This window comes from Velazquezella soli (assembly GCF_977018685.1).
The window spans coordinates 1,004,459-1,027,794 of the sequence record NZ_CDRNXF010000004.1 but is presented as its reverse complement, the minus strand read 5'-3'; the positions used below and the strand labels follow the sequence as shown (position 1 = coordinate 1,027,794).

Annotated in this window: 20 protein-coding genes; 8 read left to right on the top strand and 12 right to left on the bottom strand. The window is 61.1% G+C overall.

What is annotated here, in order from left to right; all coding sequences use genetic code 11:
* Positions 1-16: 16 nt before the first annotated feature.
* Positions 17-2,038, bottom strand: a complete 2,022-nt coding sequence (locus AC0JZ8_RS08475) for a DEAD/DEAH box helicase (protein WP_471892271.1) — start codon at positions 2,036-2,038, stop codon at positions 17-19.
* A gap of 447 nt (positions 2,039-2,485) precedes the next feature.
* On the opposite strand from AC0JZ8_RS08475, the gene AC0JZ8_RS08470 reads away from it, so the two are divergent.
* Positions 2,486-3,130: a DUF1349 domain-containing protein gene (locus AC0JZ8_RS08470; protein ID WP_471892270.1), complete on the top strand. Its 645-nt coding sequence runs from the start codon at positions 2,486-2,488 to the stop codon at positions 3,128-3,130.
* 91 nt (positions 3,131-3,221) lie between these two features.
* Here AC0JZ8_RS08470 and AC0JZ8_RS08465 read toward each other — a convergent pair whose 3' ends face one another.
* The 8 genes from AC0JZ8_RS08465 to AC0JZ8_RS08430 form a co-directional block, all read right to left on the bottom strand.
* Positions 3,222-4,241, bottom strand: a complete 1,020-nt coding sequence (locus AC0JZ8_RS08465; protein ID WP_471892269.1) for a sulfate/molybdate ABC transporter ATP-binding protein — start codon at positions 4,239-4,241, stop codon at positions 3,222-3,224.
* Positions 4,238-5,116 (bottom strand): sulfate ABC transporter permease subunit CysW, encoded by an 879-nt coding sequence (gene cysW / locus AC0JZ8_RS08460; protein WP_471892268.1) that lies wholly within the window; start codon positions 5,114-5,116, stop codon positions 4,238-4,240. The genes AC0JZ8_RS08465 and cysW overlap by 4 nt, the downstream gene beginning before the upstream one ends.
* 4 nt (positions 5,117-5,120) lie before the next feature.
* The gene (gene cysT, locus AC0JZ8_RS08455; RefSeq protein WP_471892267.1) at positions 5,121-5,945 is read right to left on the bottom strand and encodes a sulfate ABC transporter permease subunit CysT; all 825 of its coding nucleotides are present in this window, start codon (positions 5,943-5,945) and stop codon (positions 5,121-5,123) included.
* A 234-nt stretch (positions 5,946-6,179) separates the two neighbouring features.
* Positions 6,180-7,163 (bottom strand): thiosulfate ABC transporter substrate-binding protein CysP, encoded by a 984-nt coding sequence (gene cysP, locus AC0JZ8_RS08450; protein WP_471892266.1) that lies wholly within the window; start codon positions 7,161-7,163, stop codon positions 6,180-6,182.
* Between the two features lie 559 nt (positions 7,164-7,722).
* Complete coding sequence (locus AC0JZ8_RS08445; protein WP_471892265.1) at positions 7,723-8,808, bottom strand: enoyl-CoA hydratase/isomerase family protein; 1,086 nt, start codon at positions 8,806-8,808, stop codon at positions 7,723-7,725.
* Between the two features lie 178 nt (positions 8,809-8,986).
* Complete coding sequence (locus tag AC0JZ8_RS08440) at positions 8,987-12,166, bottom strand: efflux RND transporter permease subunit (RefSeq protein WP_471892264.1); 3,180 nt, start codon at positions 12,164-12,166, stop codon at positions 8,987-8,989.
* A 25-nt stretch (positions 12,167-12,191) separates the two neighbouring features.
* Positions 12,192-13,361, bottom strand: coding sequence for an efflux RND transporter periplasmic adaptor subunit (locus AC0JZ8_RS08435; RefSeq protein WP_092659558.1), 1,170 nt, complete (start codon positions 13,359-13,361; stop codon positions 12,192-12,194).
* A gap of 49 nt (positions 13,362-13,410) precedes the next feature.
* Positions 13,411-14,013: a TetR/AcrR family transcriptional regulator gene (locus AC0JZ8_RS08430; protein WP_062461428.1), complete on the bottom strand. Its 603-nt coding sequence runs from the start codon at positions 14,011-14,013 to the stop codon at positions 13,411-13,413.
* A gap of 167 nt (positions 14,014-14,180) precedes the next feature.
* Between AC0JZ8_RS08430 and AC0JZ8_RS08425 the strand changes: the two genes are divergently transcribed.
* Both AC0JZ8_RS08425 and AC0JZ8_RS08420 read left to right on the top strand, forming a co-directional pair.
* Positions 14,181-16,139 (top strand): hybrid sensor histidine kinase/response regulator, encoded by a 1,959-nt coding sequence (locus tag AC0JZ8_RS08425; RefSeq protein WP_471892263.1) that lies wholly within the window; start codon positions 14,181-14,183, stop codon positions 16,137-16,139.
* A 109-nt stretch (positions 16,140-16,248) separates the two neighbouring features.
* Positions 16,249-16,533 (top strand): BON domain-containing protein, encoded by a 285-nt coding sequence (locus tag AC0JZ8_RS08420; RefSeq protein WP_113111862.1) that lies wholly within the window; start codon positions 16,249-16,251, stop codon positions 16,531-16,533.
* Positions 16,534-16,624: 91 nt separating this feature from the next.
* On the opposite strand, the gene AC0JZ8_RS08415 is transcribed toward AC0JZ8_RS08420, so the two are convergent.
* Positions 16,625-18,967, bottom strand: coding sequence for a glucose/quinate/shikimate family membrane-bound PQQ-dependent dehydrogenase (locus tag AC0JZ8_RS08415; protein WP_471892262.1), 2,343 nt, complete (start codon positions 18,965-18,967; stop codon positions 16,625-16,627).
* 221 nt (positions 18,968-19,188) lie between these two features.
* On the opposite strand from AC0JZ8_RS08415, the gene AC0JZ8_RS08410 reads away from it, so the two are divergent.
* On the top strand, positions 19,189-19,917 hold the full coding sequence (locus AC0JZ8_RS08410; protein ID WP_471892261.1) for a glutathione S-transferase: 729 nt from the start codon (positions 19,189-19,191) through the stop codon (positions 19,915-19,917).
* A gap of 160 nt (positions 19,918-20,077) precedes the next feature.
* Here AC0JZ8_RS08410 and AC0JZ8_RS08405 read toward each other — a convergent pair whose 3' ends face one another.
* Positions 20,078-20,584: a sigma-70 family RNA polymerase sigma factor gene (locus AC0JZ8_RS08405; RefSeq protein ID WP_244474083.1), complete on the bottom strand. Its 507-nt coding sequence runs from the start codon at positions 20,582-20,584 to the stop codon at positions 20,078-20,080.
* A gap of 204 nt (positions 20,585-20,788) precedes the next feature.
* On the opposite strand from AC0JZ8_RS08405, the gene AC0JZ8_RS08400 reads away from it, so the two are divergent.
* The 3 genes from AC0JZ8_RS08400 (at position 20,789) to AC0JZ8_RS08390 (ending at position 22,050) form a co-directional block, all read left to right on the top strand.
* Positions 20,789-21,010, top strand: coding sequence for a hypothetical protein (locus AC0JZ8_RS08400; protein ID WP_062581961.1), 222 nt, complete (start codon positions 20,789-20,791; stop codon positions 21,008-21,010).
* A 193-nt stretch (positions 21,011-21,203) separates the two neighbouring features.
* Positions 21,204-21,383, top strand: coding sequence for a hypothetical protein (locus AC0JZ8_RS08395; protein ID WP_062461446.1), 180 nt, complete (start codon positions 21,204-21,206; stop codon positions 21,381-21,383).
* 166 nt (positions 21,384-21,549) lie between these two features.
* Positions 21,550-22,050 (top strand): YciE/YciF ferroxidase family protein, encoded by a 501-nt coding sequence (locus AC0JZ8_RS08390; RefSeq protein WP_062461448.1) that lies wholly within the window; start codon positions 21,550-21,552, stop codon positions 22,048-22,050.
* Positions 22,051-22,265: 215 nt separating this feature from the next.
* Here the strand turns inward: AC0JZ8_RS08390 and AC0JZ8_RS08385 are convergent, their stop codons facing one another.
* Positions 22,266-22,505, bottom strand: a complete 240-nt coding sequence (locus AC0JZ8_RS08385) for a hypothetical protein (protein ID WP_139283771.1) — start codon at positions 22,503-22,505, stop codon at positions 22,266-22,268.
* A gap of 165 nt (positions 22,506-22,670) precedes the next feature.
* On the opposite strand from AC0JZ8_RS08385, the gene AC0JZ8_RS08380 reads away from it, so the two are divergent.
* Positions 22,671-23,036, top strand: a complete 366-nt coding sequence (locus AC0JZ8_RS08380; protein WP_062461451.1) for a DUF2934 domain-containing protein — start codon at positions 22,671-22,673, stop codon at positions 23,034-23,036.
* Positions 23,037-23,336 lie beyond the last annotated feature (300 nt).

Sequence of the window (23,336 nt, the reverse complement as noted above, 5' to 3'; positions counted from 1 at the left end):
CGCCCCCCGCTATCAACTACTTGCGCTTGTCGAACCCGCCCTTGGGGGCCGGCTTCTTGAACGGCTTGTCGCCACCAGCCTTGTTGAACGGCTTGTCGCCCGGCTTCTTGGCGAAATTGGACTTCGGCTTTTCACCCCAGACTTCGTCGTCGACGCGGCGGTCGACATTGGCGCCGGCGGGCTTGGCTTTCCAGTCCTTGCGCGGTGCATCGCCGTAAGGCTTGGCTCCGGCCGGCTTGTCCTTGTTGAAAGGCTTGTCGCCGTAGGGCTTGTCCTTGTTGAACGGCTTGTCGCTGCGCGGGCCGTCCTTGCTGAACGGCTTGTTGTCCTTGTAGGGCTTGTCGAGACGCGGGCCTTCGCGCTTGACGAAGCCTTCGTCATCGCCGCGCGAGAACTTGCTGAAATCCGGAACGCCATCCAGGCGCGTCACGCGCACGCCGCGTTCCATCATTCCGTCCTTGCCGAGCTTGGCCATGAACTTGTCGGCATGGGCGGCGGCGATTTCCACGAAAGTCTCGTCGGCCTGCATCTTGATCGCGCCGATCTCGTGCTTGGTGAGATCACCGGCGCGGCAGATGGTGGGGATCAGCCAGCGCGGTTCGGCGCGCTGCTTGCGACCGACCGACAGCGAGAACCATACGGCTGCGCCAAAATCGCCACGCGGCGTCAGCGGCCGCGGTGCGGAATCATTGCCGCCTTCGCGGGGCTTGCGGGTCTCCAGCGACACTTCGGTAATGTCTTCCGGCGCCGAATTCTTGCCGCGATAGAGGCTGACGAAGGCGGACGCCAGCTTCGTCGCGTCAAAACGCGCCACCAGCTTGTCGATCAGGCCCTGTTCTTCCTCGTCCTTGGCGATCTCTTCAAAGATCGGATCGGCAAACAGACGTTCCTCGTCGCGCGCGGTCACCTCTTCGGCCGATGGCGGGCGGGCCCAGGTGGGCTCAACCTGCGCGCCGGCGAGAAGCCGCTCGGCCTTGCGGCGCTGGCTGACCGGAACGATCAGGGCGCTGACGCCCTTGCGGCCGGCACGGCCGGTGCGGCCCGAACGGTGCAGCAGCGTTTCAGAATTTGTCGGCAGATCCGCATGGATGACGAGTTCGAGACCCGGCAGGTCGATACCGCGGGCAGCGACGTCGGTTGCGATGCAGACGCGGGCGCGGCCATCACGCATGGCCTGCAGCGCATGGGTGCGCTCGGTCTGCGTCAGCTCGCCCGACAGCGCCACCACGGAGAAATTGCGATTGGCAAGACGCGCATGCAGATGGTTAACGGCAGCACGCGTCGAGCAGAACACGATGGCGTTCGGCGCCTCGTAAAAGCGCAGCGCATTGACGATCGCATGCTCGCGGTCCGACGGGGTGACGACCAGCGCGCGGTATTCGATATCCACATGCTGCTTCTGTTCGGATGCGGTGGCGATGCGCACGGCATTGCGCTGGTAGCTCTTGGCAAGCTTGGCAATGGCCGACGGAACGGTAGCCGAAAACATCAGCGTGCGGCGTTCGGTAGGGGCTGCCTCGAGAATGTATTCGAGGTCTTCGCGGAACCCGAGATCGAGCATCTCATCGGCTTCGTCGAGCACGGCCACGCGGATTTCCGTCATGTCGAGCGCGTTGCGGCGGATGTGGTCGCAGATACGGCCGGGCGTGCCGACAACGATATGCGCGCCGCGCTCCAGCGAACGACGCTCGGCGCGGATATCCATGCCGCCGACGCAGGAGGTGATCACGGCATCCGCTTCGGCATAGAGCCAGTCGAGCTCGCGCTTCACCTGCATGGCAAGCTCGCGGGTCGGCGCGATGACGAGTGCGAGAGGTGCAGCAGCCCGGCCGAATTTTTCGCCATCGTCGAGCAGCGTGCGCGCCATGGCCATGCCGAAGGCAACCGTCTTGCCGGAGCCGGTCTGTGCGGAAACGAGCGCATCGGCGGTTTCGAGCGCAGGATCGAGCATGGCCAGCTGGACGGGGGTTAGCGTCTCATAGCCGCGCTTTTGCAAAGCCTTCGCGATCGCCGGGGCGGCGCCGTTGATATCGGTCATCAAATCTGTCTTTCGGATATGTCGGGCTCAAAGGCCCCATGGCTGCAACGATCGCAGCCGAACGTTTGCGCCGTCCCTATAGGCTTCGGCGCGAAAAGTCAAAGGATGGGTGGCCGCGGGGTTACGGTTGGTCGCGAGTAGATCTGTCCCTCACCCCGACCGATGTCGGGGCGCAGAGCTGAGTTCGGCCCGAATGAGGGAGGAATGCCCTATCCGTTTATATCCCACCCGGACCGGTCCTCCGCCGCGCAGCCGCTATGCTGCTGCCCGAAGTAAGAGTGATCGTCGTGCGCTCTCGTTCCACATTCTCCCGGGAATAACACGCTCTCGGCGCGACGCAGAAATTCTCGGCCAGTCCTTTTTCATTGGCAGTTCATGCGCTCTAGCAATAATCTCTCGACGAAATATGCGGCAAAGCAAGTCCGCCGGTTGTCATAGGAGCCACTATTGCAGAGCCTTAAGAATGGACGGTGGCTCAATCAGCCCGCAAATTCAGAAGCTTCGGATCTCGGACTATCTGTCACGACCGACGCCAGCACGGACTTCTGGCGAGAGACACACTATGGCTTTGTCCGCGACAACGGCCACTTCTACGCATTCCAGGCCGACGGCGATTTCACCGCCCAGGTTCGAGTCCAGGCCCATTTCGAGCATCTTTACGACCAGGCTGGCCTCATGGTCAGGCTCGACGAAAGACGTTGGGTCAAGACCGGGATCGAATTCTCGGACGGCTATGGCTTGCTCGGCAGTGTGCTGACGAATGAAGCCTCCGACTGGGCCACAGGACGATACGACGGCGACCCATCGGATTTTTGGATAAGATCAGCCTTTCATCGGGATTGCCGATTTCGCCAAGCAGTGTGCCGTAGACGTCGAGCTTCGACACGCGCCCCCGGCGATCCAGTTCAAGAAACCGAGCAGCCACCTCGCTCAAGCTGGAGAAGTCGCCGATCTCAACATTTGAAAACTGATGCTGTACAAAAGCGTTCAAGGACGACGATCTGTCGAACAGAGTCTCATCCAAATCGAAGATCACGGCATCAATCATGCGGCGTCCCAATTCCAAGGGGGCTAGGTAAGTCTATGATCTAGGTTCTGCGTGCGTCGGGCGGATGACAGTGGTTCGCGATCATCCGCAATGACCGCGTCTTGCGATGGCAGACGTTTGACTCCCCACACCCCCCTAAACCGCAAACACCTTCGCCCGCCGCAGCGTCACAAACCCGCCCTCGCCGGCTGAAACCTCGCGTTCCGGCTCCACGTCGAATTCCAGCTGTTCGCCGGTTTCCGTCACCGCCAGCACGCGGCGGCTGTCGGGGCGGTCGAGGACGCGGGAGATCGTTGCGGCAATGCCGGGCGCCTGTGCCGACCAGTCGAGATCGGCGGGGCGGGCGTAGAGCTCGGCCTTGCCGTCTGGTATCCCCAGTGCATCGACCGAAAGGCCACCGGCATGGGCGCGGCCGTCGCGGACCTGGGCTGAGAGCACGTTCGCATCGCCCAGGAACTTCATCACGAAGGCCGATTGCGGATCGCGGCAGACTTGCTTCGGCGTGCCCTGCTGCACGATCTGGCCGTCTTTCAGGATCACCACCCGGTCGGCGAGATCGAGCGCCTCTTCCTGGTCGTGGGTGACGAAGATCGTGGTGATGCCGAGTTCCGAATGGATCTCGCGCAGCCAGCGGCGCAGGTCGTGCCGGACATTGGCATCGAGCGCGCCGAACGGTTCGTCGAGCAGCAGCACCTTTGGATCGACCGAGAGCGCCCGTGCAAGCGCCACGCGCTGCCGCTGGCCACCGGAAATCTGGGCCGGAAACCGATCGCCGAGGCCATCCAGCCGTACCAGCCGCAACAGATCTGCGACGCGGGCATCGATCGCCGCCTTGTCGCGCTTCACCTTGGAAACCTTCATGCCGAAGGCGATGTTCTGCGCCACCGTCATATGCGGGAACAGCGCATAATGCTGGAACACGAAGCCGACGCCGCGGTCGCGCACCGGAATGTCGGTCGCATCCTGATCGCCGAAATAGATGGCGCCGCCATCGGCATATTCGAGCCCCGCCACCATGCGCAGGATGGTCGTCTTGCCGGAGCCGGAGGGGCCGAGCAGCGCCACCAGTTCGCCGCTTTCAATATCGAGCGACACGCCCTTCACGGCACGGAAGGTGTCGAAGGTTTTGACGACGTTTTCGAGACGGATCTTCATGCTGTTTTCTCTGCCGGACTGGCGGTTTTGCGGACGCGGCCCGCACCCTGGCGCTCGAGCGCGACCTTGGCGATGATGGTAAGGACGGCGATCAACGCCAGAATGGAAGCCGACGCAAAGGCGCCTGCCGCCTGGTAGTCGTGATAGAGCAGCTCGATATGCAAAGGCAGCGTATTGGTCTGGCCGCGGATATTGCCCGACACGACGGAGACGGCGCCGAATTCGCCCATCACGCGCGCGTTGCAGAGAATGACGCCGTAGAGCAGCGCCCATTTGACGTTCGGCAGCGTCACCGAAAAGAAGGTGCGGAAGCCGGATGCGCCAAGCGAGGTCGAGGCCTCCTCGAGATCGCGGCCCTGCGCCTGCATCAGCGGAATGAGTTCGCGGGCAACGAAGGGTGCGGTCACGAACATCGAGGCGATGATGATGCCGGGCACCGCAAACAGGATCTTGATTCCGTAGGCATCGAGCACCGGCCCGAACAGGCCCTGCAGCCCGTAGACGAACAGATAGGCGACGCCGGCAACGATGGGCGAGACCGAAAACGGGATCTCGATCACCACCAGCAGAAACCGCCGCCCCCAGAAATCGAACTTGGTGATCGCCCAGGCGGCGGCGATGCCGAAGGCGGTGTTGACGGGAACGGCGATGAGCGCCGCCACCACCGTCAGCATGATCGCGTGTCGGGTATCCGGATGGAGTATCGTCTCGCGATAGACCGCCCAGCCCTTCGAGAATGCCTCGACACCGATGATGATCAGCGGCGCGACGATGACGAAGGCGACGAGAACCAGCACGATGCCGATCAGCGCGCGGCGAAACGCTGTGTTGTCGCCGACCCGCGGCGGTTTGCGATGGGGGGAAACAGCGCTCATGGTCTTATCCCTTCACCGTGTAACGCAGCGCCCGCGACTGCAGCCAGTTGGTAACGGCCAGCATCGTAAAGGCGGCGAGCAGCAGCACCGAGGCAATGGCGGCGGCCGCCTGGTAATCGTATTCCTCAAGCCGGATGAAGATCAGTAGAGCAGTGATTTCCGTCGACATCGGCTGGTTGCCGGCAATGAAGATGATCGCCCCAAATTCGCCGAGGCAACGGGCAAACGATAGCGAGAGGCCCGCCAGCAACGCCGGCGCCAAGAGCGGCAGGATGACCTTGGTAAAGATCGTCCAGTCGGACCCGCCGAGCGATTGCGCCGCTTCTTCCAACGCCGGATCGAGATCTTCCAGCACCGGCTGCACCGTGCGCACGATAAACGGCAGCGAGGTGAAACACATGGCGATCATGATGCCGAGCGGCGTATAGGCGACTTTGATGCCGTAACCTTCCAGCACCGAACCGAACCAGCCATTGTTGGCAAACAGCGCCGTCAGCGCAATGCCGGCAACCGCCGTCGGCAGCGCGAATGGCAGATCGACCATGGCATCGATAATGCGCCGGCCCGGAAACCGGTAGCGGGTGATCACCCAGGCAAGCGATAGCCCGAAGAACAGGTTGAACACGGTGGCGCCCAGCGCCGACAGCACGGTCACCCGGTAGCTGGCAAGCGCCCGCGACGAGGAAACGATCCGCCAGTAGTCTTCAGGCCCCAGGGTTGCCGCCTTGATGACAAGGGCCGCCAGCGGCAGCACCACGATCAGGCCGACATAAAACAGGGTCACGCCCAGCGATAACGGCAAGCCAGGCAGGACATTGCGTCGTCTCAAATGATCAGTTCCTCGTTTTCAACTGCAACAAAGTCTTCAACAGCAAGAACCGGCGGACAAATATCCACCGGTCTGATTTCGCAGTTCTTTAGCGTCCCTCATTCCTGTGGCGGTCACACAGAACCCGACGCGTGCCGGGGTGAAGGGTTTTTCAGCCTAAGGACTTAGGCTGGCTGGATTTCTGTGACAAGCACAGGAATGAGGGCAAGGCAGAGCAACTGCTTCCCAGTCCAATCAGCGGCTGCCGTACAGCTTGTCGAGCGTGCCGCCGGAGGCGAAGTGTTCGGATTGGATCTTGGACCAGCCGCCGAACACGTCGTCGACCTTGACGAGGCGGATTTCGGGGAACTGGCTCTTGAATTCGGCCGCGACCTTTTCGTTATGGACGCGGTGGCCGAATTCGGCGGCGATCTTCTGGCCTTCCTCCGTGTAGAGGAATTCCAGATAGGTCTTTGCCAGCGCTTCCGTGCCATGCTTCTTGGCGACCTTGTCGACGACCGCGACCGGGAATTCGGCAAGCAGCGACACCGACGGAATGACGTTTTCGACCTTGTCCTTGCCGAACTGCTTTTCGATGCCGCGGGTTTCGGCCTCGAAGGTGATCAGCACGTCGCCCTGGCCGCGTTCGACGAACGTGGTCGTGGCGGCACGTCCGCCGGTGTCGAACACAGGCACGTTGTCGAAGATCTTGGTGATATAGGCCTCGATCTTCTCGGCATCGTCCTTGAACTCTTCCTTCGCCCAGGCTGTTGCCGCCAGATAGGTGTAGCGGGCGTTGCCGGATGTTTTCGGGTTCGGGAAGATCGCGTGGACGTCGTCACGGGCGAGATCACCCCAGTCCTTGATATTCTTCGGATTGCCGGCGCGCACAAGGAAGGCCGGGAAGGAATAGAAGGGCGAGGCGTTGTTCGGAAACGCCTTGTTCCAGTCCGCGGCAACAAAACCCTGCTTTGCCAGGAAATCGACGTCGGTCGACTGGTTGAAGGTGACGACGTCAGCCTCGAGCCCCTCGACGATCGAGCGTGCCTGCTTGGACGTACCCGCATGCGACTGATCGATCGTGACGCCCGGATGCGCCTTCACGAAGGCCTCGTTCTCGGCCACGAACAGCTCGCGGGCGACGTCATAGGAAGCGTTGAGCAGTTTCTGCTCCTGCGCAAACGCCGGCTGCACGAAGAGGGCGGCAAGTGCCGTGCCGAGGATAAGAAGGCGGTTCATCAGTGTCTCCGGAATGGGAAGTTGAGGCGACACTACCGGGAGTATGGGTAGACCGCGAGGAACCGCCCTCTCCTGCAGGTGATACACGGAGAAATTTCATCCATTTATCGCAGCATTCGGCGATGGTTTTGCCGGAAGGCGCCAAAGCGCAGTGGATCGCCACGATCCGGGGGCAAAGAGGATACGGCTGTTTTGGGCCGTGACGACGAAACGGGCAGCATGTTTTTGTTAAGCCCCTGAAAGACAAGCGAAGAAAAATTCGTCGTAGCCTTTTTCATCCTCACGCCTGAAAGCCACGCGATAATGGCGTCGTCATCGGATGGGAAACCGTTTTCGCGAACCGGTCCCCGACGGTTCAGCGCTTCTGAGGACGAAGCTCGGTTTCCGGTGATGGTCGAACGACATGCGGTCTCTCGGGAACTGACATCTCCCGAAAATATCGCACCAAACTCGATCGGGGCAGGCAGATCATCATCTCCCCCCTACCCAAAACACCGCTGCCTGCCCCACTCCCATTTCGCCCATCCCGGCTTCGCCGGTGTGGATGCTTCTGCGCGCCCTACAACCGATGATCGGCAAACAGAACCGGGTGATCGGCCGCAAGATAAGGAGCAAGATCGGCGTCGGTCACCTCGGCAAGGCTTGCCGGTTGCCAGCGCGGATTGCGGTCCTTGTCGATCACGGCGGCCCGCACGCCCTCGTAGAAATCATGGTGTTTCAGCAGTTCGCAAGCGGCGGTAAATTCCCGCTCCAGGCATTCGACGAGGCTTGAACTGTCACGGCCGAGACGCAGCAGTTTCAGCGTCAGCTTGAGGCTGGTCGGCGAGCGTTTCGACAGAGTCTCAAGGGTTTTTCCGGCGAACTCGCCTGTCTCCCGGCTGAGCGCCGCGAGGATCTCCTCGACCGTATCATGCGCAAAGGTTCGGTCGATTACGTCACGGTTCTGCGCAAGCGTGCCACCTTCGCCAGACACGGCAAAAGCATCGATCACGGCCTGCACTGCCTCAGCCTCTGAGTCTCCGGGAAGCTGTCCAATTGCGGCGACGAGATCATCCAACTTCTCTGATGGCACGAACGAATCCGCCAACCCGGCATGGATCGCATCGGCACCGTCAACCACGTCACCGGTCAGGCCCATCCAGGTTCCCGCCTCGCCGGGCGCCCGGGGCAGCAGCCACGTCGCGCCCACATCCGGCACATAGCCGATCCCGGTTTCAGGCATGGCGAGTTTCGTGCGCTCGGTAACGATGCGGTGGCTGCCATGCGCCGAAATGCCGACACCGCCGCCCATCACAATCCCGTCCATCAGCGCCACATAGGGCTTCTTATAGCGCGAGATGCGATAATTAAACGGCATCTCCTCCCGCCAGAACCGCGTCACCTCGGGGTCGGACGCCCGCCCTGCCTGATGAATGGCCCGGATATCGCCACCAGCACACAGGCCACGCTCGCCCTCGCCCTTGATGATCACGCAGGAAATATCGGTATCGGCAGCACAGCGGTCGAGTATGTCGTCCAGCGCCCGCACCATGGAAAGGTTGAGACTGTTCAGCGCCCTCGGCCGGTTGAGCGAGATCACCGCGGCAGACCCGCGGCGACTGAACAGCACCTCGGCTTCAGTTGCAGGTTGCACTGGATTGGCCATTGTGTCCTCCATCCTCTACCCCACCCACCCTCATTCCTGTGCTTGTCACAGGAATCCAGCCGACACGCATCTGCGTGGCGAAAGAGGGTTTGCAGCCCCAAGGACTTGGGGCAGCTGGATCCCTGTGACAAGCACAGGGATGAGGGAGATTATGGCGCTGTCCCACCGGGAAAGCCCCTCACTCCGCCGCCATCGGCATATCATGCTTGTCCTCGAACAGCTCGCCCTGGTTGGCGGGCGTCTCGGACTTGTTCTCGTTCTTCGCCTTCGGCTCGCGGCCGAAGAAGAGGGAGTAGCCGGCAGGCAGCACGATGATGGTGAGGACGGTGGCGACGAGGATGCCGCCCATCATGGCATAGGCGAGCGGTCCCCAGAACAGGCCGCGCGAGATCGGGATCAGTGCCAGCACCGCCGTGAGCGCGGTCAGCATGATCGGCCGGAAACGCCTGACGGCGGCGCCTACGATCGCTTCCTGGCGATGCATACCCGCCGCGATATCCTGGTCGATCTGGTCGATCAGGATGATCGAGTTACGGATGATGATGCCGAGCAGCGCGATGACACCGAGGATGGCGACGAAGCCGAACGGTGCACCGGTGATCAGAAGCGCCATCGCAGCACCGATGATGCCGAGCGGACCGGTCGACAGAACCAGCATCGCCTTGCCGAAATGCTTGAGCTGCATCATCAGGAGCAGCATGATGACAAGCAGCATGATCGGGGCCTTTGCCGCGATCGAGGCCTGGCTTTCGGCCGCATCTTCGGCGCCGCCCTGGATGTCCACGGAATAGCCGGCCGGCAGGGCCGCGCGCAGGTCGGCCATCGAGTTATAGAGGTTTACCGAGGCCTGCGTCGGCTCGACGCCGTCAGGCAGGGTTGCCTTGACGGTAATCGTCGGCAGACGGTCGCGACGCCACTCGATACCCTGTTCGAGGACAGGCTCGACACGGGCCACCTGCGAAGCTGGCACAAAAGTGCCGAGATCGGTCGGAATATAGACCGACTGGACGGCGGCCAGCAGGTTGCGGGTGGCATCCGGCTCGCGCACCACGATCGATACGGTCTCCTCGCCATCGCGGAAGTCGCTGATCGGAGCGCCCGACGTTGCCGCCTGCAGCATCTGCCGAACCCGCTGCGACGAGACGCCGAGCGCACGCGCGCGGTCCTGATCGATGACGAGCTTCATGCCCGCGACCGGCTCCATCCAGTCGTCGTGAATGGCGCCGAAGTCTGGCTGCTGTTCGTACCGTGCCTTGACCTGGTCGGCGATGCGGCGGACTTCCGCCTTGTCGGGACCGACGACGCGCATCTGCACGGCCCAGCCGGTGGGAGGGCCGAGGAAGAGACGGTCGACCTTGCCGCGCACCGTCGGGAATTCTTCGGCAAGGATCTTTCGCAGCTTGACGATCATCCGCTCGCGTTCTTCAAGACCGTTCGACATGATCAGGAGCTGAGCGTAGTTCGGGTTGCGCAACTGCTGGTCGAGCGGCAGGAAGAACCGCGGCGCGCCCTCGCCGATATAGGTGGCGACAAAGCTCTTGTCGGGGTCGTCGAGGATCCGGTCTTCGAGCGCCTTGGCCTGACGTTCCACTTCCTTGATCGCAGTGCCCTCCGGCAGCCACATGTCGACCAGGATTTCCGGTCGCGACGACTGCGGGAAGAAGCTCTGCGGAATGAACTGAAACGACCAGAGGCTGGCTGCAAACGCGCCGAGCGTGGCGATAAGCACGATCGCCTTGTGGCGCACGGACCAGCCAACTGCATGGCGCACGCTACGATACATACGGGTGTCATAGGCATCGTGATGATCGCCGCTGCCCGCATGACTGCGCTGCTTGAGGATCATGTAGCCGAGCCATGGGGTGAAATAGACGGCCACGAACCAGGATACGACGAGCGCGATGCCGACGACGTAGAACAGCGACCGTACGTATTCGCCGGCGGTCGAATCCGCGAAGCCGACGGGGATAAAGCCGGCGGTGGTGATCAGCGTCCCGGTCAGCATCGGGAAGGCGGTGGAGGAATAGGCAAAGCTTGCCGCATCGAGCCGCTCGAACCCCTCCTCCAGCTTTCTTTCCATCAACTCGACGACGATCATCGCATCGTCGACGAGCAGTCCAAGCGCGATGATCAGCGCGCCGAGCGAGATACGCTGCAGCTCGATGCCGAGATAGAACATGATGGCAAGCGTTGCCGACAGAACCAGCGGAATGGCGATCGCAATCACGATGCCCGAGCGCCAGCCGATCGAGATCAGCGACACGACCAGCACGATGACCAGCGCTTCGAGAAGCGCCTGCGTGAACTCGCCGACGGCTTCGGTGACGACCTCAGGCTGGTTGGAGATCTGCTCTACCTGGACGCCGACCGGCAGCGTCTCCTCGAAGCGCTTGTAGGTTTCCTCCACCGCATGACCGACGTCGGTCACTTTGTAGCCGTTCGCCATCACCACGCCGAGCTGCACGCTGTCATGGCCGTTGAAGCGGAACTTGCGCTGATACGGGTCCTCGAGACCTTCCTTCACCGTGGCGATATCGCCGAGACGGAAGACCTGGTCGCCGGCACGCAGCCGCAGCGCCTTGATATCATCTGGCGTGGTCACGCCACCCTCGACCGAGATCCGCACGGAGCGATCGGCGGTTTCCACCGAGCCGGACGCATCGACATCGTTCTGGCCGGCCAGCGCGGTGCTGATGTCATTGACGGTGAGGCCGCGCTCGGCAAGCGCCTGCGACGACACGTCGATGAAGATCTTCTGCGGCTGGTCGCCGAGGATCGTTGCCTTTTCGACGCCCGGCGTGGCCAGCAGCATGTCGCGGGCCTGGATGGCGTATTGCTTCAGCTCCGGATAGCTGTAGCCCTCGCCGGTAATGGCGTTGAGGGTGATATAGGTATCGCCGAACTCGTCGTTGAAATAGGGCCCGTAGATACCGGACGGGAGATCCTGGCGAATGTCGCCGATCTTCTTGCGCACCTGATAGAAGGCATCTGCAACGTCCTGCGCATTCGTGTCGCCCTTCACCTGGATCGTGGTGATCGAGATGCCGGCGCGGGTGTAGGATTTGACCCAGTCGAGATGCGGGGTTTCCTGCAGCTTGCGCTCGATCTTGTTGACCACCTGGTTCTGCATGTCCTCGATCGAGGCACCCGGCCACTGGGCCTGCACGACCATGACGCGGAAGGTAAAGTCCGGATCTTCCTTCTGGCCCATGTTCATGATGCCAAGCGCACCCATGACGATAATGAGACCGAACAGAAAACGCGCGATGCTGGGATGGCCGATGGCCCATCGGGACAGGTTGAAACTGCCCTTTTCCGTCTGCTTTTCCAGCGGATTGGCCTGATGATCGGAACTCATGATCTTGATCCTCTAACCGGAAATATCAGGGCTGGACGGAAGCGGTGGACTGGCTCGACACCGAGCCGAAGCGTGTCGCGACCGTTTCCGGCAGCTTCACCTTCATATCGTCCTTCATGAACTGGGTGCCGGCCGAGACGATGAGATCGCCTTCGGCAAGGCCTTCCGAGATGCGCACGCCGTCATCGGAAAAATCCGCCACCTTGACCGGACGCGACGCGACAATTCCCTTGCCGCGATCGACCACCCAGACGATCGGCTGGTCACCCTTCTTGGAAAGCGCTGCAAGCGGAATGGCAAAGGCCTTGACCGCGTTGCCGGCGACAGCCTCGATCGATGCGGTCATGCCGAGCAGGATCTTCGGGTCGGCGGGAAGGCTCACCCGCACCGCGAACGTGCGCGACTGGGCATCGGCGCTCTGCGCGACTTCACGCACCTTGCCGTCGATCACGAGATCGGCAGACGACCAGATCCGCGCCTTGACCCCGTCGCCCGGCTTGAAATGCGAGACATCCATTTCCGGAACCGCGATCTGGACTTCCTTCTCGCCATCCACAGCGACCGTGACGACGGAAGTGCCGGTGCTCACCACCTGGCCACGATCGGCGCTGACGGCCGTGACGATACCGTCGCGGTCGGATTTGAGTTCGGAATAGGCAACCTGATTGCGGGCCTTTTCGAGCGCAGACTGCGCTGAATCCCGCTGTGCCAAGGCCTGCTCGCTGCTGAGCTGTGCCTGTTCCAGCTGCGATTTTGAGGTGACGTCTTTGGCCGCCAGCGTTTCCGCGCGGCGAAGCGCCAGGCCGGAGATCTCGACCTGCTTGGTGGCCGATGCGAGATCGGCTTCGGCGCTGCCGAGATCAAGCTTGTAATCGGTGGAATCGATCCGAGCGAGCACTTCGCCCGGCGTGACGCGGTCGCCTACATCCACAAGCCGCTCGGTGATCTTGCCCGCGACCCTAAAGCCGAGATTCATTTCGGTGCGGGCACGCACGGAACCGGAATAGACGAGCTTGCGGCCCTCATCCGGCGCACCGATCTGCGTCACCTTGACCGGCCGCACGATCTCCGGCGCCTCGGCCTTTTTCTCTTCGGAACATGCCGCGAGCGAAAGAAGCGCCGCAGCGACTGCAACGCCTTTCAAGGCGGAAGAAAATTGACGGGCTGCGACGAAAGACTTTCCTCGGAAAGACATGATCCCACTCCATAAGGCGGGTTACGGTGAGCGCGACAAGCGCAGGTTCTTATTTCAGCGCCCTGAGGGCGAAGTCGACGACATCGGCCGGCGCGGCGCGCCGGGTTTCAAACAGACATTCGGCAATGATCTGCGGGTGACACAGCGTAACCGTGCAATCACAGAGGCATTCTGCGGCAAGCTCAGCGTCCTGTGCGCGGAACTCTCCCATTGCAATCCCCTCCTCGACGAGGCCTGCGACGATCGCTCGAAGCTGCATGATATGGTCTTCGATCACCGACCACTGTTCCTCGATCGCCACGACAACCATCTCGTGGACCTTGTTTTCGTGCAGCAGCGTCTCGACCGTGATGCGGTGCTGCTGCAGAAAATGGTCACGCAGTCGCTCGGTGGCACTGACAGCGCGCTTTGCATTCTCCCAGGCAACGGCTCGGCTCGCCTCGAGCATCCGGTTGGCAAGCGCCTTGTGGATCTCGGATTTCGACCCGAAGAACCGGTAGATATTGGCCGGCGACATGCCGAGATCCTTGGCGATATCGGCCACTGTCGTCTTGGCGTAACCGTAATGCTTGAACAGTCGCTCGGCCGCTTCGAGGATGCGGACCACGTTTTCCTGGCGTGTATCCTCGGGAGTGCTGACGGGAACGTCCATAACGTAATGGCTTTCAATTAACGACTGACGAATTTCATTTTTCGTCACTATTCATCTTTAACCTCATTGTGTCAAGGCACTCGTATTTTTCTGCAATGCAAGGCATGGTGGACCCACTGGCGCCTCGAGACGTAAGCTCGGGGTACATCGCATATTGAGTTTGGGCGGTGGGAAAGTTGAAGACCGTGCAGGAAGGCCATCAGGTATCCCCGTTTAACGAGGAGCGGTATCGGCTTCTGATTGATTCCATCACGGATTACGCGATCTACATGCTGGATCCGAAAGGCCACATCGCCAGCTGGAATCCGGGCGCCCGGCGCTTCAAGGGGTTCGAGGAATCCGAAATCCTCGGCCAGCATTTCTCCAGATTCTATACGGAAGAAGATCGGCTTGACCATCTGCCGGAACGCGCACTGAGGATTGCCGCGGCGGAAGGCCGGTTCGAGAACGAAGGCTGGAGGGTTCGCAAGGACGGCAGCCGTTTCTGGGCGCATGTCATCATCGATCCTATCCGCGACGGCGATGGCCAGCTCCTCGGCTTTGCCAAGGTCACCCGCGATCTGACCGAGCGCAGGAATGCCGAAGCAGACCTGAAACGCAGCGAGCGGCAGTTCGAGGTCCTGGTGCAAGGGGTCAGCGACTACGCGCTCTACATGCTCGATGGCAAGGGCAATGTCAGCAACTGGAACCACGGTGCCGAACGCATCAAGGGCTACCGCGCCGAGGAGATCGTCGGCGAGCATTTCTCGACGTTCTACACGGTAGACGACCGCGCCGCCGGCGAACCGACAAAAAATCTTGCAACGGCCCTGCGGGACGGCCGCTTCGAGGGCGAGGGTTGGCGCCACCGCAAGGACGGCACCCGTTTCTGGGCGCATGTGATCATTGACGCGATCCGCGACGAGACCGGAGAGCTGAAAGGGTTCGCCAAGATCACCCGCGACATCACGGAAAAGATCGAGGCGCAGAAGGCGCTGACCGTCGCCCGTGAGGATCTGTTTCAGGCGCAGAAACTGGAAGCGATCGGCCAACTGACTGGCGGCATCGCCCATGACTTCAACAACCTGCTGATGGCGGTGCTGGGAAGCCTTGAAATCCTCAAGAAGAGATTGCCGGACGACCCGTCGCTAATGCCGCTTCTGCAAAACGCCATTCAGGGCGCCGAGCGCGGTGCAGCGCTGACGCAGCGCATGCTGGCCTTTTCGAGGCGGCAGGAACTCCACATGGCCCCGATCGGCGTTGCCGGTCTGATCGATGGCATGATGAATTTCTTCGAGCGTTCGCTGAGATCGGACCTCACAATCAGAACCGACATTCCCGACAGCCTGCCCCCGGTTCTAAGTGACGCTGTGCAGCTCGAGAGCGCGCTTCTGAACCTCGTCGTCAATGCCCGTGACGCGATGACAACAGGCGGAACCGTGACGATCACCGCCATTGATGTGCACTTCGCGCAAGGCGACGACAAGCTCCAGCCGGGTCACTACGTCAAGATCAGCGTTTCCGATACGGGCGAAGGCATGGATCCGGAAACGCTTGCCCGCGCTACCACACCGTTCTTCACCACCAAGGGCGTCGGCAAGGGAACGGGTCTCGGCCTGCCCATGGTGCAGGGCCTGACCGAGCAGTCGGGCGGCCGGCTTTCGATCGACAGCGAAGAGGGCAAGGGAACCACGGTTTCCCTGTTTCTGCCCGTTGCCCGTCTTGAAGACTGCCCGGAGGAGAAGAAGCCCGCCTCGGATCTCTCTGCGGCGCGACCGAAGGAGAGGCTGACGGTGCTGGCCGTCGACGACGACGCGCTGGTGCTGATGAACACATCCCTGATGCTGGAGGATCTCGGCCACACGGTGATCGAAGCTTATAACGGCCGCGAAGCGCTGGCTGCGCTAGCCCGCACGGATACGATCGATCTCGTCGTCACGGACCATTCCATGCCGGGAATGACCGGCAGCGAACTCGCGTCGGAGATCAACCGCCAGTGGCCGGGCCTGCCGGTGGTGCTGGCCACCGGCTATGCCGAACTGCCGCCCGGCGAGGACGACCGCCTGCAACTGCCGCGATTGCCGAAGCCGTTCTCCCAGAACCAGCTGGCGGACGTGATCGCCACCATGCTCGGAAGCGCGAGCTGAACCAACGGCTGTGCGCCGCGTTGTATCTCCTGATGATCCGCAGGTGCCGCGCGAGGGTCGTTTCGCCCTCATCTCCTGCTGGACGCGACGACATCAGGGAGAACGTCACATGGTATTCAAACATCCGCAGTTTAACGAAACCGCGCCGGAGATCGAAGTCGAGTTCCCGGCTTACGCCCAGCTGGAAGGCAAGGTCGCCGACGCGCTTGCCTCGGCGGGCGGCATTGATGCAAGCGAAGTGACCGTCACCGTCACCGGAAGCTCCATTGCTCTCGCAGGCCGGGTCGCCGACGCCCGCGAGATCGCCCGCGCCGAGGAAGTGGTCCGCAGCGTCGAAGGCGTGACGGATGTGCGCAACAGCATAACCGCCGAAGCCGGCAGCCATCTCACCTGAGGCCTCGAAAGCCTTCAATGCAAAAAGCCCGGAAGCAGACGCTTCCGGGCTTTTTTGTTGGCTGAGAGCAGGCCGCCTGAGCGACCGCCGCTTAACGCGGCAGCGCGTAGGCGATGACGTAGTCGCCGGGTGTGGTGCCGACCGAGCCGTGGCCGCCTGCGACCATGACGACAAACTGGCGTCCGTCCTCGACCGCGTAGGTCATCGGCGTCGCCTGACCGCCCGCCGGAAGCCGGGCTTCCCACAGCGTCTTGCCATTCTTCAGGTCATAGGCACGCAGATAGTTGTCGACAGCGGCACCGAGGAAGGCAACGCCGCCCTTGGTGATCATCGGGCCGCCGATGCCAGGAACGCCAACCTTGAACGGCAGCGGCAGCGGGGTCATGTCGTGGACCGTGCCGTTGCGATGCTTGTAGGCGGTCTTGCCAGTGCGAAGATCGACGCCGGCGACGTAACCCCATGGTGGTGCCTGGCACGGGATCTGCAGCGGGCCGAGGAACGGACCCATCAACACGCCGTAAGGTGCGCCATCATTGCGGTTGAGGCCCTGTTCCGAACCCTTTTCGTCCTGACCCTTCGCCGGGATATCCGCACGCGGAACCAGCTTGGAGGTAAAGGCAAGATAGGTCGGCATGCCGAACATCACCTGGCGTTCGGGATCGACTGCGACGGAGCCCCAGTTGAACGTGCCGAAATTGCCGGGATAGATGATCGAACCGTTGAGCGACGGCGGGGTATAGCGACCCTCGTAGTTATACTGGTGGTACCAGATGCGGCACACCATCTGGTCGAGCATCGAAACGCCCCACATGTCGCTTTCCTTCAGCGGCTCCGGCTTGAAGGAGACGGCCGAGGTGGGCTGGGTCGGTGCGGAAAAGTCTTCCGGAATGGCACCCTTCGGAGCAGGCTCTTCGGTGATCGGGAAGATTGGCTCGCCGGTGCGACGGTCGAGAACGTAGATGTCGCCCTGCTTGGTCGGACCGACCAGCGCCGGCACCACGGAATTATCCGGGCGCGACAGGTCGATCAGCACCGGCTGCGCCGGCACGTCCATGTCCCACAGGTCGTGATGCACCGTCTGGCGGACCCAACGGTCGGCACCGGTATTGATGTCGAGCGCGACGATCGAGGACGAGTATTTCTCGACGCTTTCCGAACGGTTCATGCCGAGCTGATCGGGAACCTGGTTGCCGAGCGGAATGTAGACGAGGCCGAGTTCCTCATCGACCGAGAACACCGACCAGCTGTTGGGCGAATTGGTCGTGTAGGTCTGGCCCTCGGCAATCGGCTGGGTCTGGCTCGGATTGCCCGAATCCCAGTTCCAGAGCAGTGCGCCGGTGTTGACGTCGAAGGCGCGGATGACGCCGGACTGTTCCTGCGTCGAGTAGTTGTCGTTGACGGCGCCGCCGATGATGATCTTGTTTCCGACGATCGCAGGCGGCGATGTGGAATAGTAGTAGCCGGCCGGATTGTGCTGCATGCCGGTTTCCAGACGCAGCGTGCCGTTCTGCGCAAAGGCCGGGCAGACCTGACCGTTGGCCGCATCAAGCGCGATCAAACGGGCATCGGATGTCGGAAGATAGACGCGCTCGGCGCATGCGGAACCGGCAGCGGCCGCCTGGTCCTTGTAATAACTGACGCCGCGGCAGGTCTGGTGCTGGCGGTCCGGGTTCATGCCGGAATTCGGGTCGTAGCGCCACTTCTCCTTGCCGGTCGTCGCATCGAGCGCGATGGCGAGATTGTGCGGCGTGCAGAGATAAAGCGAGCTGCCGACCTTGAGCGGCGTGACCTGATAGGTCGTCTCGCCCACGTCGTCCGGCCGCTTCACGTCACCGGTCTGGTAGCGCCAGACTTCCGTGAGGTTGGCAACGTTGTCCACATTGACCTGGTCGAGCGGCGAATAGCGCTGGCCATAGGGCGTGCGGCCATACTGGTGCCATTCGCCATCCGGCACATCACCGCCGAGCTTCGGGGCGGCTGCGACCGACTGGTCCGGCAGCTCACCGCTCTGGTCGTAGGGGTCAAAGAACATCGAGGCGACGGCGACGACCACGGCAATGACCGAGGCGATGGCCAGCGGTACGGCACTGGCGCTGTATTGCATGCCGGATGGGCTGAGAAAGCCGAGCGGCTTGCGGATCCACGGTGTCAGCAGCCAGAAGCCGAGGACGATGATGAGACCGCCGCGCGGGCCGAGCTGCCACCAGTCGAAACCGACTTCCCAAAGCGCCCAGACGAGCGAAACGATGACAATACCGGCATAGACATGCAGTGCCGCGCGTTTCTTAAGGAAAAGCAGAATGGCGGTCAGCACAAAGGCAAGGCCGCAGATGAGATAATAAACACTACCCCCCAGCATGACGAGCTGTCCGCCGCCGATGGCGAGAGCGAGCCCGAGCAGGGTGAAGATGATGGCGGTGATCTTGAGAGCCATGGTGGTTTCCGTTCCGAACTGAAGACGGGCATTATAGGTGGCAAGCCGGACATTCAGCCGGTGTCGCGTGGTAATCTAGCGCTCTCCGGAGATGTTCAAGATACGATACGGAATGCCAGCCGTGCAGAAGTGCGAGAACAAACGGGCGCTCTGCTCGTTCGGAAAGAGAACGCCGCAGCGATCGACGGCGACCCACTCAAACAGGGATTGCAAGCACAGCCATGGCATATGAACTCTACTACTGGGACGGCCTGCAGGGTCGCGGCGAATTCGTCAGACTGGCGCTGGAAGACGCCGGTGCGGACTATCTCGACGTGGCGAGAACCACGGACGGGTCCGAAAAGATGATGAATTACCTGAAGGGCAGCCAAGCCTATCCCGACCTGCCATTCGCTCCGCCGTTTCTGAGAGACGGCGAGATCGTCGTCTCGCATGTCGCCAACATCCTGCACTATCTCGGCCCGAAGCTCGGGCTTGCTCCCGATGACGAACGGTTGCGTGTTTTTGCGCAGGGTCTGCAGCTGACGATCACCGACTTCGTGGCCGAGGTTCACGACACCCACCATCCGATCAGCACCGGGGACTATTACGAGGATCAGAAGCCGGAGGCCAAGGCGCGCACAAAGGCGTTTCTTGCGCAGCGGGTGCCAAAGTTTCTCGGTTATTTCGACGGCGTGATCGGATCAAACCCGACCGGCGAAGGCTGGGCTGTCGGCGGCGTGATCACCTATGTGGACCTGTCGCTCTTCCAGATCGCCGAAGGGTTGACCTACGCTTTCCCGCGGGCGATGGCATCGCTGGACAGCCGGTATCCGAATGTGGCCAGACTTCGCGACGCCGTCGGGAAAAGGCCGAGGATCTCTGCCTATCTCAAATCGGAGCGCCGCATCGCTTTCAACGAGAGCGGCATCTTTCGACACTATCCCGAACTCGACGAGGATCCGGCATAGGCGCTTTGGCGCCTTGACGTTTCTGGCTAGATAAATGCGAAGACAGGAGCGACCGTGGCTATCATGATCGCGGTCGCGATCAGTACGAACTTCATGTCCTTGCGCTCCTGAGCATTGATGGCTGCCTCTTCGGGCAGCCGCGTTTGGATGACGAGCGGGGTTATCTTGCTTCCTCCCCCAGTTCCTGAAGGATCTGGTGCCGTGCGCGATTGAGACGGCTCTTGACCGTTCCAACAGCGCAGCCGCAGATTTCGGCTGTTGCCTCGTAGCTCTCACCGAGAATGGCAACCAGCGTCAGTACCTCGCGGTAATGGGGAGGCAGCTTTACGAGAGCGTCGCGAACTTCCTTCGCCCTGATTGCCATTTCCTGCGAAGCAGCTATCGGCGTATCGCCCGACACGTTTTCTTCGAGCCCTGGAGCCTCGCGGCCTAAAATCTTGGATCGGGTATAGAACGTGTTGCGCATGATGGTGAAGAGCCAGGACTTCAGCCGCGTGCCGCGCTCGAACTTGTCGAGGTTGGCCAGCGCCTTCATCAGCGTTTCCTGCACGAGATCGTCGGCATCCGTCGTATTGCGGCAGAACGTACGCGCGAAGGCACGAAGCGCCGGTATAAGCTTCACGATATCTGCCCGCGCAGGATCGCCATTCAACTGTGATTCAGACACCGTTGCCTACCTCTCCCAAGTCTCGACGGCCGGATTGACTTCTGCAAACGCGTGCCCCTTCATTTTGGTTCCGCCCTCTCAACCCCACCCGGAGATTGCCGGCAGATCACCTTGAAAATATGGGGCTCTTGCCGGCCTGCCGGAACAAACTGAAGCAGCAAGCCGTTTTTTCCGCATCATCGGCAACACTAAGGAGGGAATGTCATGAGCTTTACCGACAAAACCAACGACAACGACCAGAACAGCGCACAGAGCGACGAGTGGAAGGCCAAGAAGGCTGAGCAGTCGGCGCGCGAAAAGGGCAGCGACGCTGACCTCGAACAGCAGCTCGACGAGGGCCTGGAAGATACGTTTCCGGCGAGCGATCCGGTCGCCGCAACAATAACGTCCATTCCGGCCGGCACCCCGGAGCCGCCGAAGAACTGATACCGACCCGGACCATTGGAACAAAGTGGGCGGCCTCCGAATAGGAGGTCGCCCTTTTTCATTCTTCGCTGTGACTTTTTCGGGATATCCGAAATTAATCTTATTGGTATAAGAGGTTTCTAAAGGGCTCGGGAATGCGGGCGAAAGCGTCCGGCAGAGGGTGTTTTCGGTGGCGGTGACGTCAGAGGTCGGAATGAAGAAGCAGAGCAAGCCGGTGGAAGAAAAAGACGCGAGTTTCGGACGCAGCGTCAACCGCAAGGTTTCCGTTCTGTTGGCGGAGATCGAGAAGGAAGACGTGCCCGATCGCCTGCTCGGTCTTGCCCTGCAGCTTCAGAAGGAATTGTCCGAAAAGCTCGACGGTAAAGGCAGCTGACCGCTTGACCTCGAGATGAGCGCCCGCCGGCGCATGCGCGAACATCTGATCTGCGGACCAACCGCAAGCTGTCGCCCCATCTCGACCTTTTTCACAAATATGTGAGGAACTTTCAGCTTCTGCTTTGGTTCATTGGGTGCGAATTCGACTCTCAAGGAGATCCACCATGGCTAAAGACAAAACCCTCGAAGACCTGTTCTACGAAACGCTGAAGGACATCTACTACGCCGAGCGCCAGATCGTGAAAGCGCTGCCGAAAATGGCCCGCGGTGCCCAGGATCCGAAGCTGAAGGCCGCTTTCGAGACCCATAAGGAAGAGACCGAAGGCCAGATCGAACGCCTGAAGCAGGTTTTCGAACTGATCGGCAAGCGCGCTCAGGGCAAGACCTGCGACGCGATCGAAGGCATCCTGTCCGAAGGCGAGGAAATCCTCGAAGAATTCAAGGGCACATCGGCTCTCGACGCCGGCCTTCTGGCCGCTGCACAGGCAGTCGAACACTATGAGATCAGCCGTTACGGCACGCTGCGCACATGGGCGACCGAACTCGGCCTGAAGGACGTAGCAAAGCTTCTCGACGAGACGCTTGCCGAAGAAAGCAAGACCGACGAAGCGCTGTCTGCACTGGCACAGTCCACCGTCAACGCCGCTGCCAAGAAGGCAGCCTGATCGCCACAGCGACAAACGCCCGGTCACCAGATCGGGCGTTTCTTCGCGAACGTGACGCCAGAAAAACGAAAACGTCCGGCACATGCCGGACTTTTTTGGATTGAGTTGCGATCAGCGACATCGGCGCCCGGACTATCGCCAAAACAAAAACGCTCCGCAGTCCCACAGGATTGCGAAGACGTATGGATGACGTGGCAGCTAAAAAATGGTGTCAATCAGCTATGGTAAGCGGCTTTCGGAATGCCGGATTTCGGCAGCATTTCGATCGGAGCCATCTTTCCATCCACACCAAGCCTGCGGAAAACTCCGGCATGGAATCGTCCACGCCGCAGCAGTTGGACCTTCGCCGCCTCCACGGCAAGTTCCACTGTATGGAAGTACGAAGTTGAATGTACCCCGTCAATTACATAGACCCAGCCCGTTGCGTCTGGAACAATATCGCAGTAGTTTTGCATTGCAGCGTCTCCTCCCGGCGGTCTCGAACGCGTAACTCCTCGAATAGTTCCGTCCGGTCGGTTGTTTGTGCCAACACGATTTGAATCAATCGAATTTCTGTCGTGAAATCCATGGAACTTATTCCCAACAAGGTCGTTTCGGCTTTTGGGTGAATGGAGACAAAGATGGCTGATTCCGAACAAGACTGGATCAAGCACCGCGCGTATGCGCTCTGGGAGGAAGAGGGGTATCCTTCAGGCAAAGATACGGAGCACTGGGAGCGCGCCAAACTGGAGTTTGCGACGCTGAAGCCGACTGCGTCGGCACCGGCCGCCCACGAACAGCCTGCAGCATCCGCGCCGAAACTGCCCACCGCAAATGCCAAGGATTCCACCGCCAAAGCAGCTAAGCCTGCCAAGTCAGCGGCGGCGGGGTCCGAAAAATCGAAAAAAGCGCTCGCCTCCGAGGCCTCAAGCGAAAAGAAGTCCGTGCCGGTTTCTCCGGCCCCGGTTCCCGCGGGCAAACAGCCTGCCAAGAAGCGGTCCCGATAGGCCGGGCTGGCCTTTGACGCCAGCCGGGTCACGCAGACAAGAGCGGACATGACGGGCCGCGGCAGTCTCTGCCGCGGGGTAATCATTACATCTGAAAGACGGCAATGGCTTTTGCGTATTCGTGTATTTCTCTGACTGGTTTTCCCATTTCGGCGGTCGCTGACACAGGTCTCCCCTCCGGCACTGATGTGAAATGGCATGGACAAGGGTGGGAGTTGGCATGATGGACGCGTACGGCCCCTTGGATGGCCCCATCGAAATAGCATCAGTTGATGACCCGGTTGCCAGTCAGAGTACTGA

Coding starts and splice junctions, on each gene's coding strand:
- AC0JZ8_RS08390 (WP_062461448.1), top strand. CDS start 21,550: ATGGCTAAAGACAAAACCCTCGAAGACCTGTTCTACGAAACGCTGAAG.
- AC0JZ8_RS08415 (WP_471892262.1), bottom strand. CDS start 18,967: ATGGCTCTCAAGATCACCGCCATCATCTTCACCCTGCTCGGGCTCGCT.
- AC0JZ8_RS08420 (WP_113111862.1), top strand. CDS start 16,249: ATGGTATTCAAACATCCGCAGTTTAACGAAACCGCGCCGGAGATCGAA.
- cysW (WP_471892268.1), bottom strand. CDS start 5,116: ATGAGCGCTGTTTCCCCCCATCGCAAACCGCCGCGGGTCGGCGACAAC.
- AC0JZ8_RS08430 (WP_062461428.1), bottom strand. CDS start 14,013: ATGGACGTTCCCGTCAGCACTCCCGAGGATACACGCCAGGAAAACGTG.
- AC0JZ8_RS08440 (WP_471892264.1), bottom strand. CDS start 12,166: ATGAGTTCCGATCATCAGGCCAATCCGCTGGAAAAGCAGACGGAAAAG.
- AC0JZ8_RS08465 (WP_471892269.1), bottom strand. CDS start 4,241: ATGAAGATCCGTCTCGAAAACGTCGTCAAAACCTTCGACACCTTCCGT.
- AC0JZ8_RS08475 (WP_471892271.1), bottom strand. CDS start 2,038: ATGACCGATATCAACGGCGCCGCCCCGGCGATCGCGAAGGCTTTGCAA.
- AC0JZ8_RS08380 (WP_062461451.1), top strand. CDS start 22,671: ATGGCTGATTCCGAACAAGACTGGATCAAGCACCGCGCGTATGCGCTC.
- AC0JZ8_RS08435 (WP_092659558.1), bottom strand. CDS start 13,361: ATGTCTTTCCGAGGAAAGTCTTTCGTCGCAGCCCGTCAATTTTCTTCC.
- AC0JZ8_RS08400 (WP_062581961.1), top strand. CDS start 20,789: ATGAGCTTTACCGACAAAACCAACGACAACGACCAGAACAGCGCACAG.
- AC0JZ8_RS08385 (WP_139283771.1), bottom strand. CDS start 22,505: ATGCAAAACTACTGCGATATTGTTCCAGACGCAACGGGCTGGGTCTAT.
- cysP (WP_471892266.1), bottom strand. CDS start 7,163: ATGAACCGCCTTCTTATCCTCGGCACGGCACTTGCCGCCCTCTTCGTG.
- AC0JZ8_RS08410 (WP_471892261.1), top strand. CDS start 19,189: ATGGCATATGAACTCTACTACTGGGACGGCCTGCAGGGTCGCGGCGAA.
- AC0JZ8_RS08445 (WP_471892265.1), bottom strand. CDS start 8,808: ATGGCCAATCCAGTGCAACCTGCAACTGAAGCCGAGGTGCTGTTCAGT.
- AC0JZ8_RS08395 (WP_062461446.1), top strand. CDS start 21,204: ATGAAGAAGCAGAGCAAGCCGGTGGAAGAAAAAGACGCGAGTTTCGGA.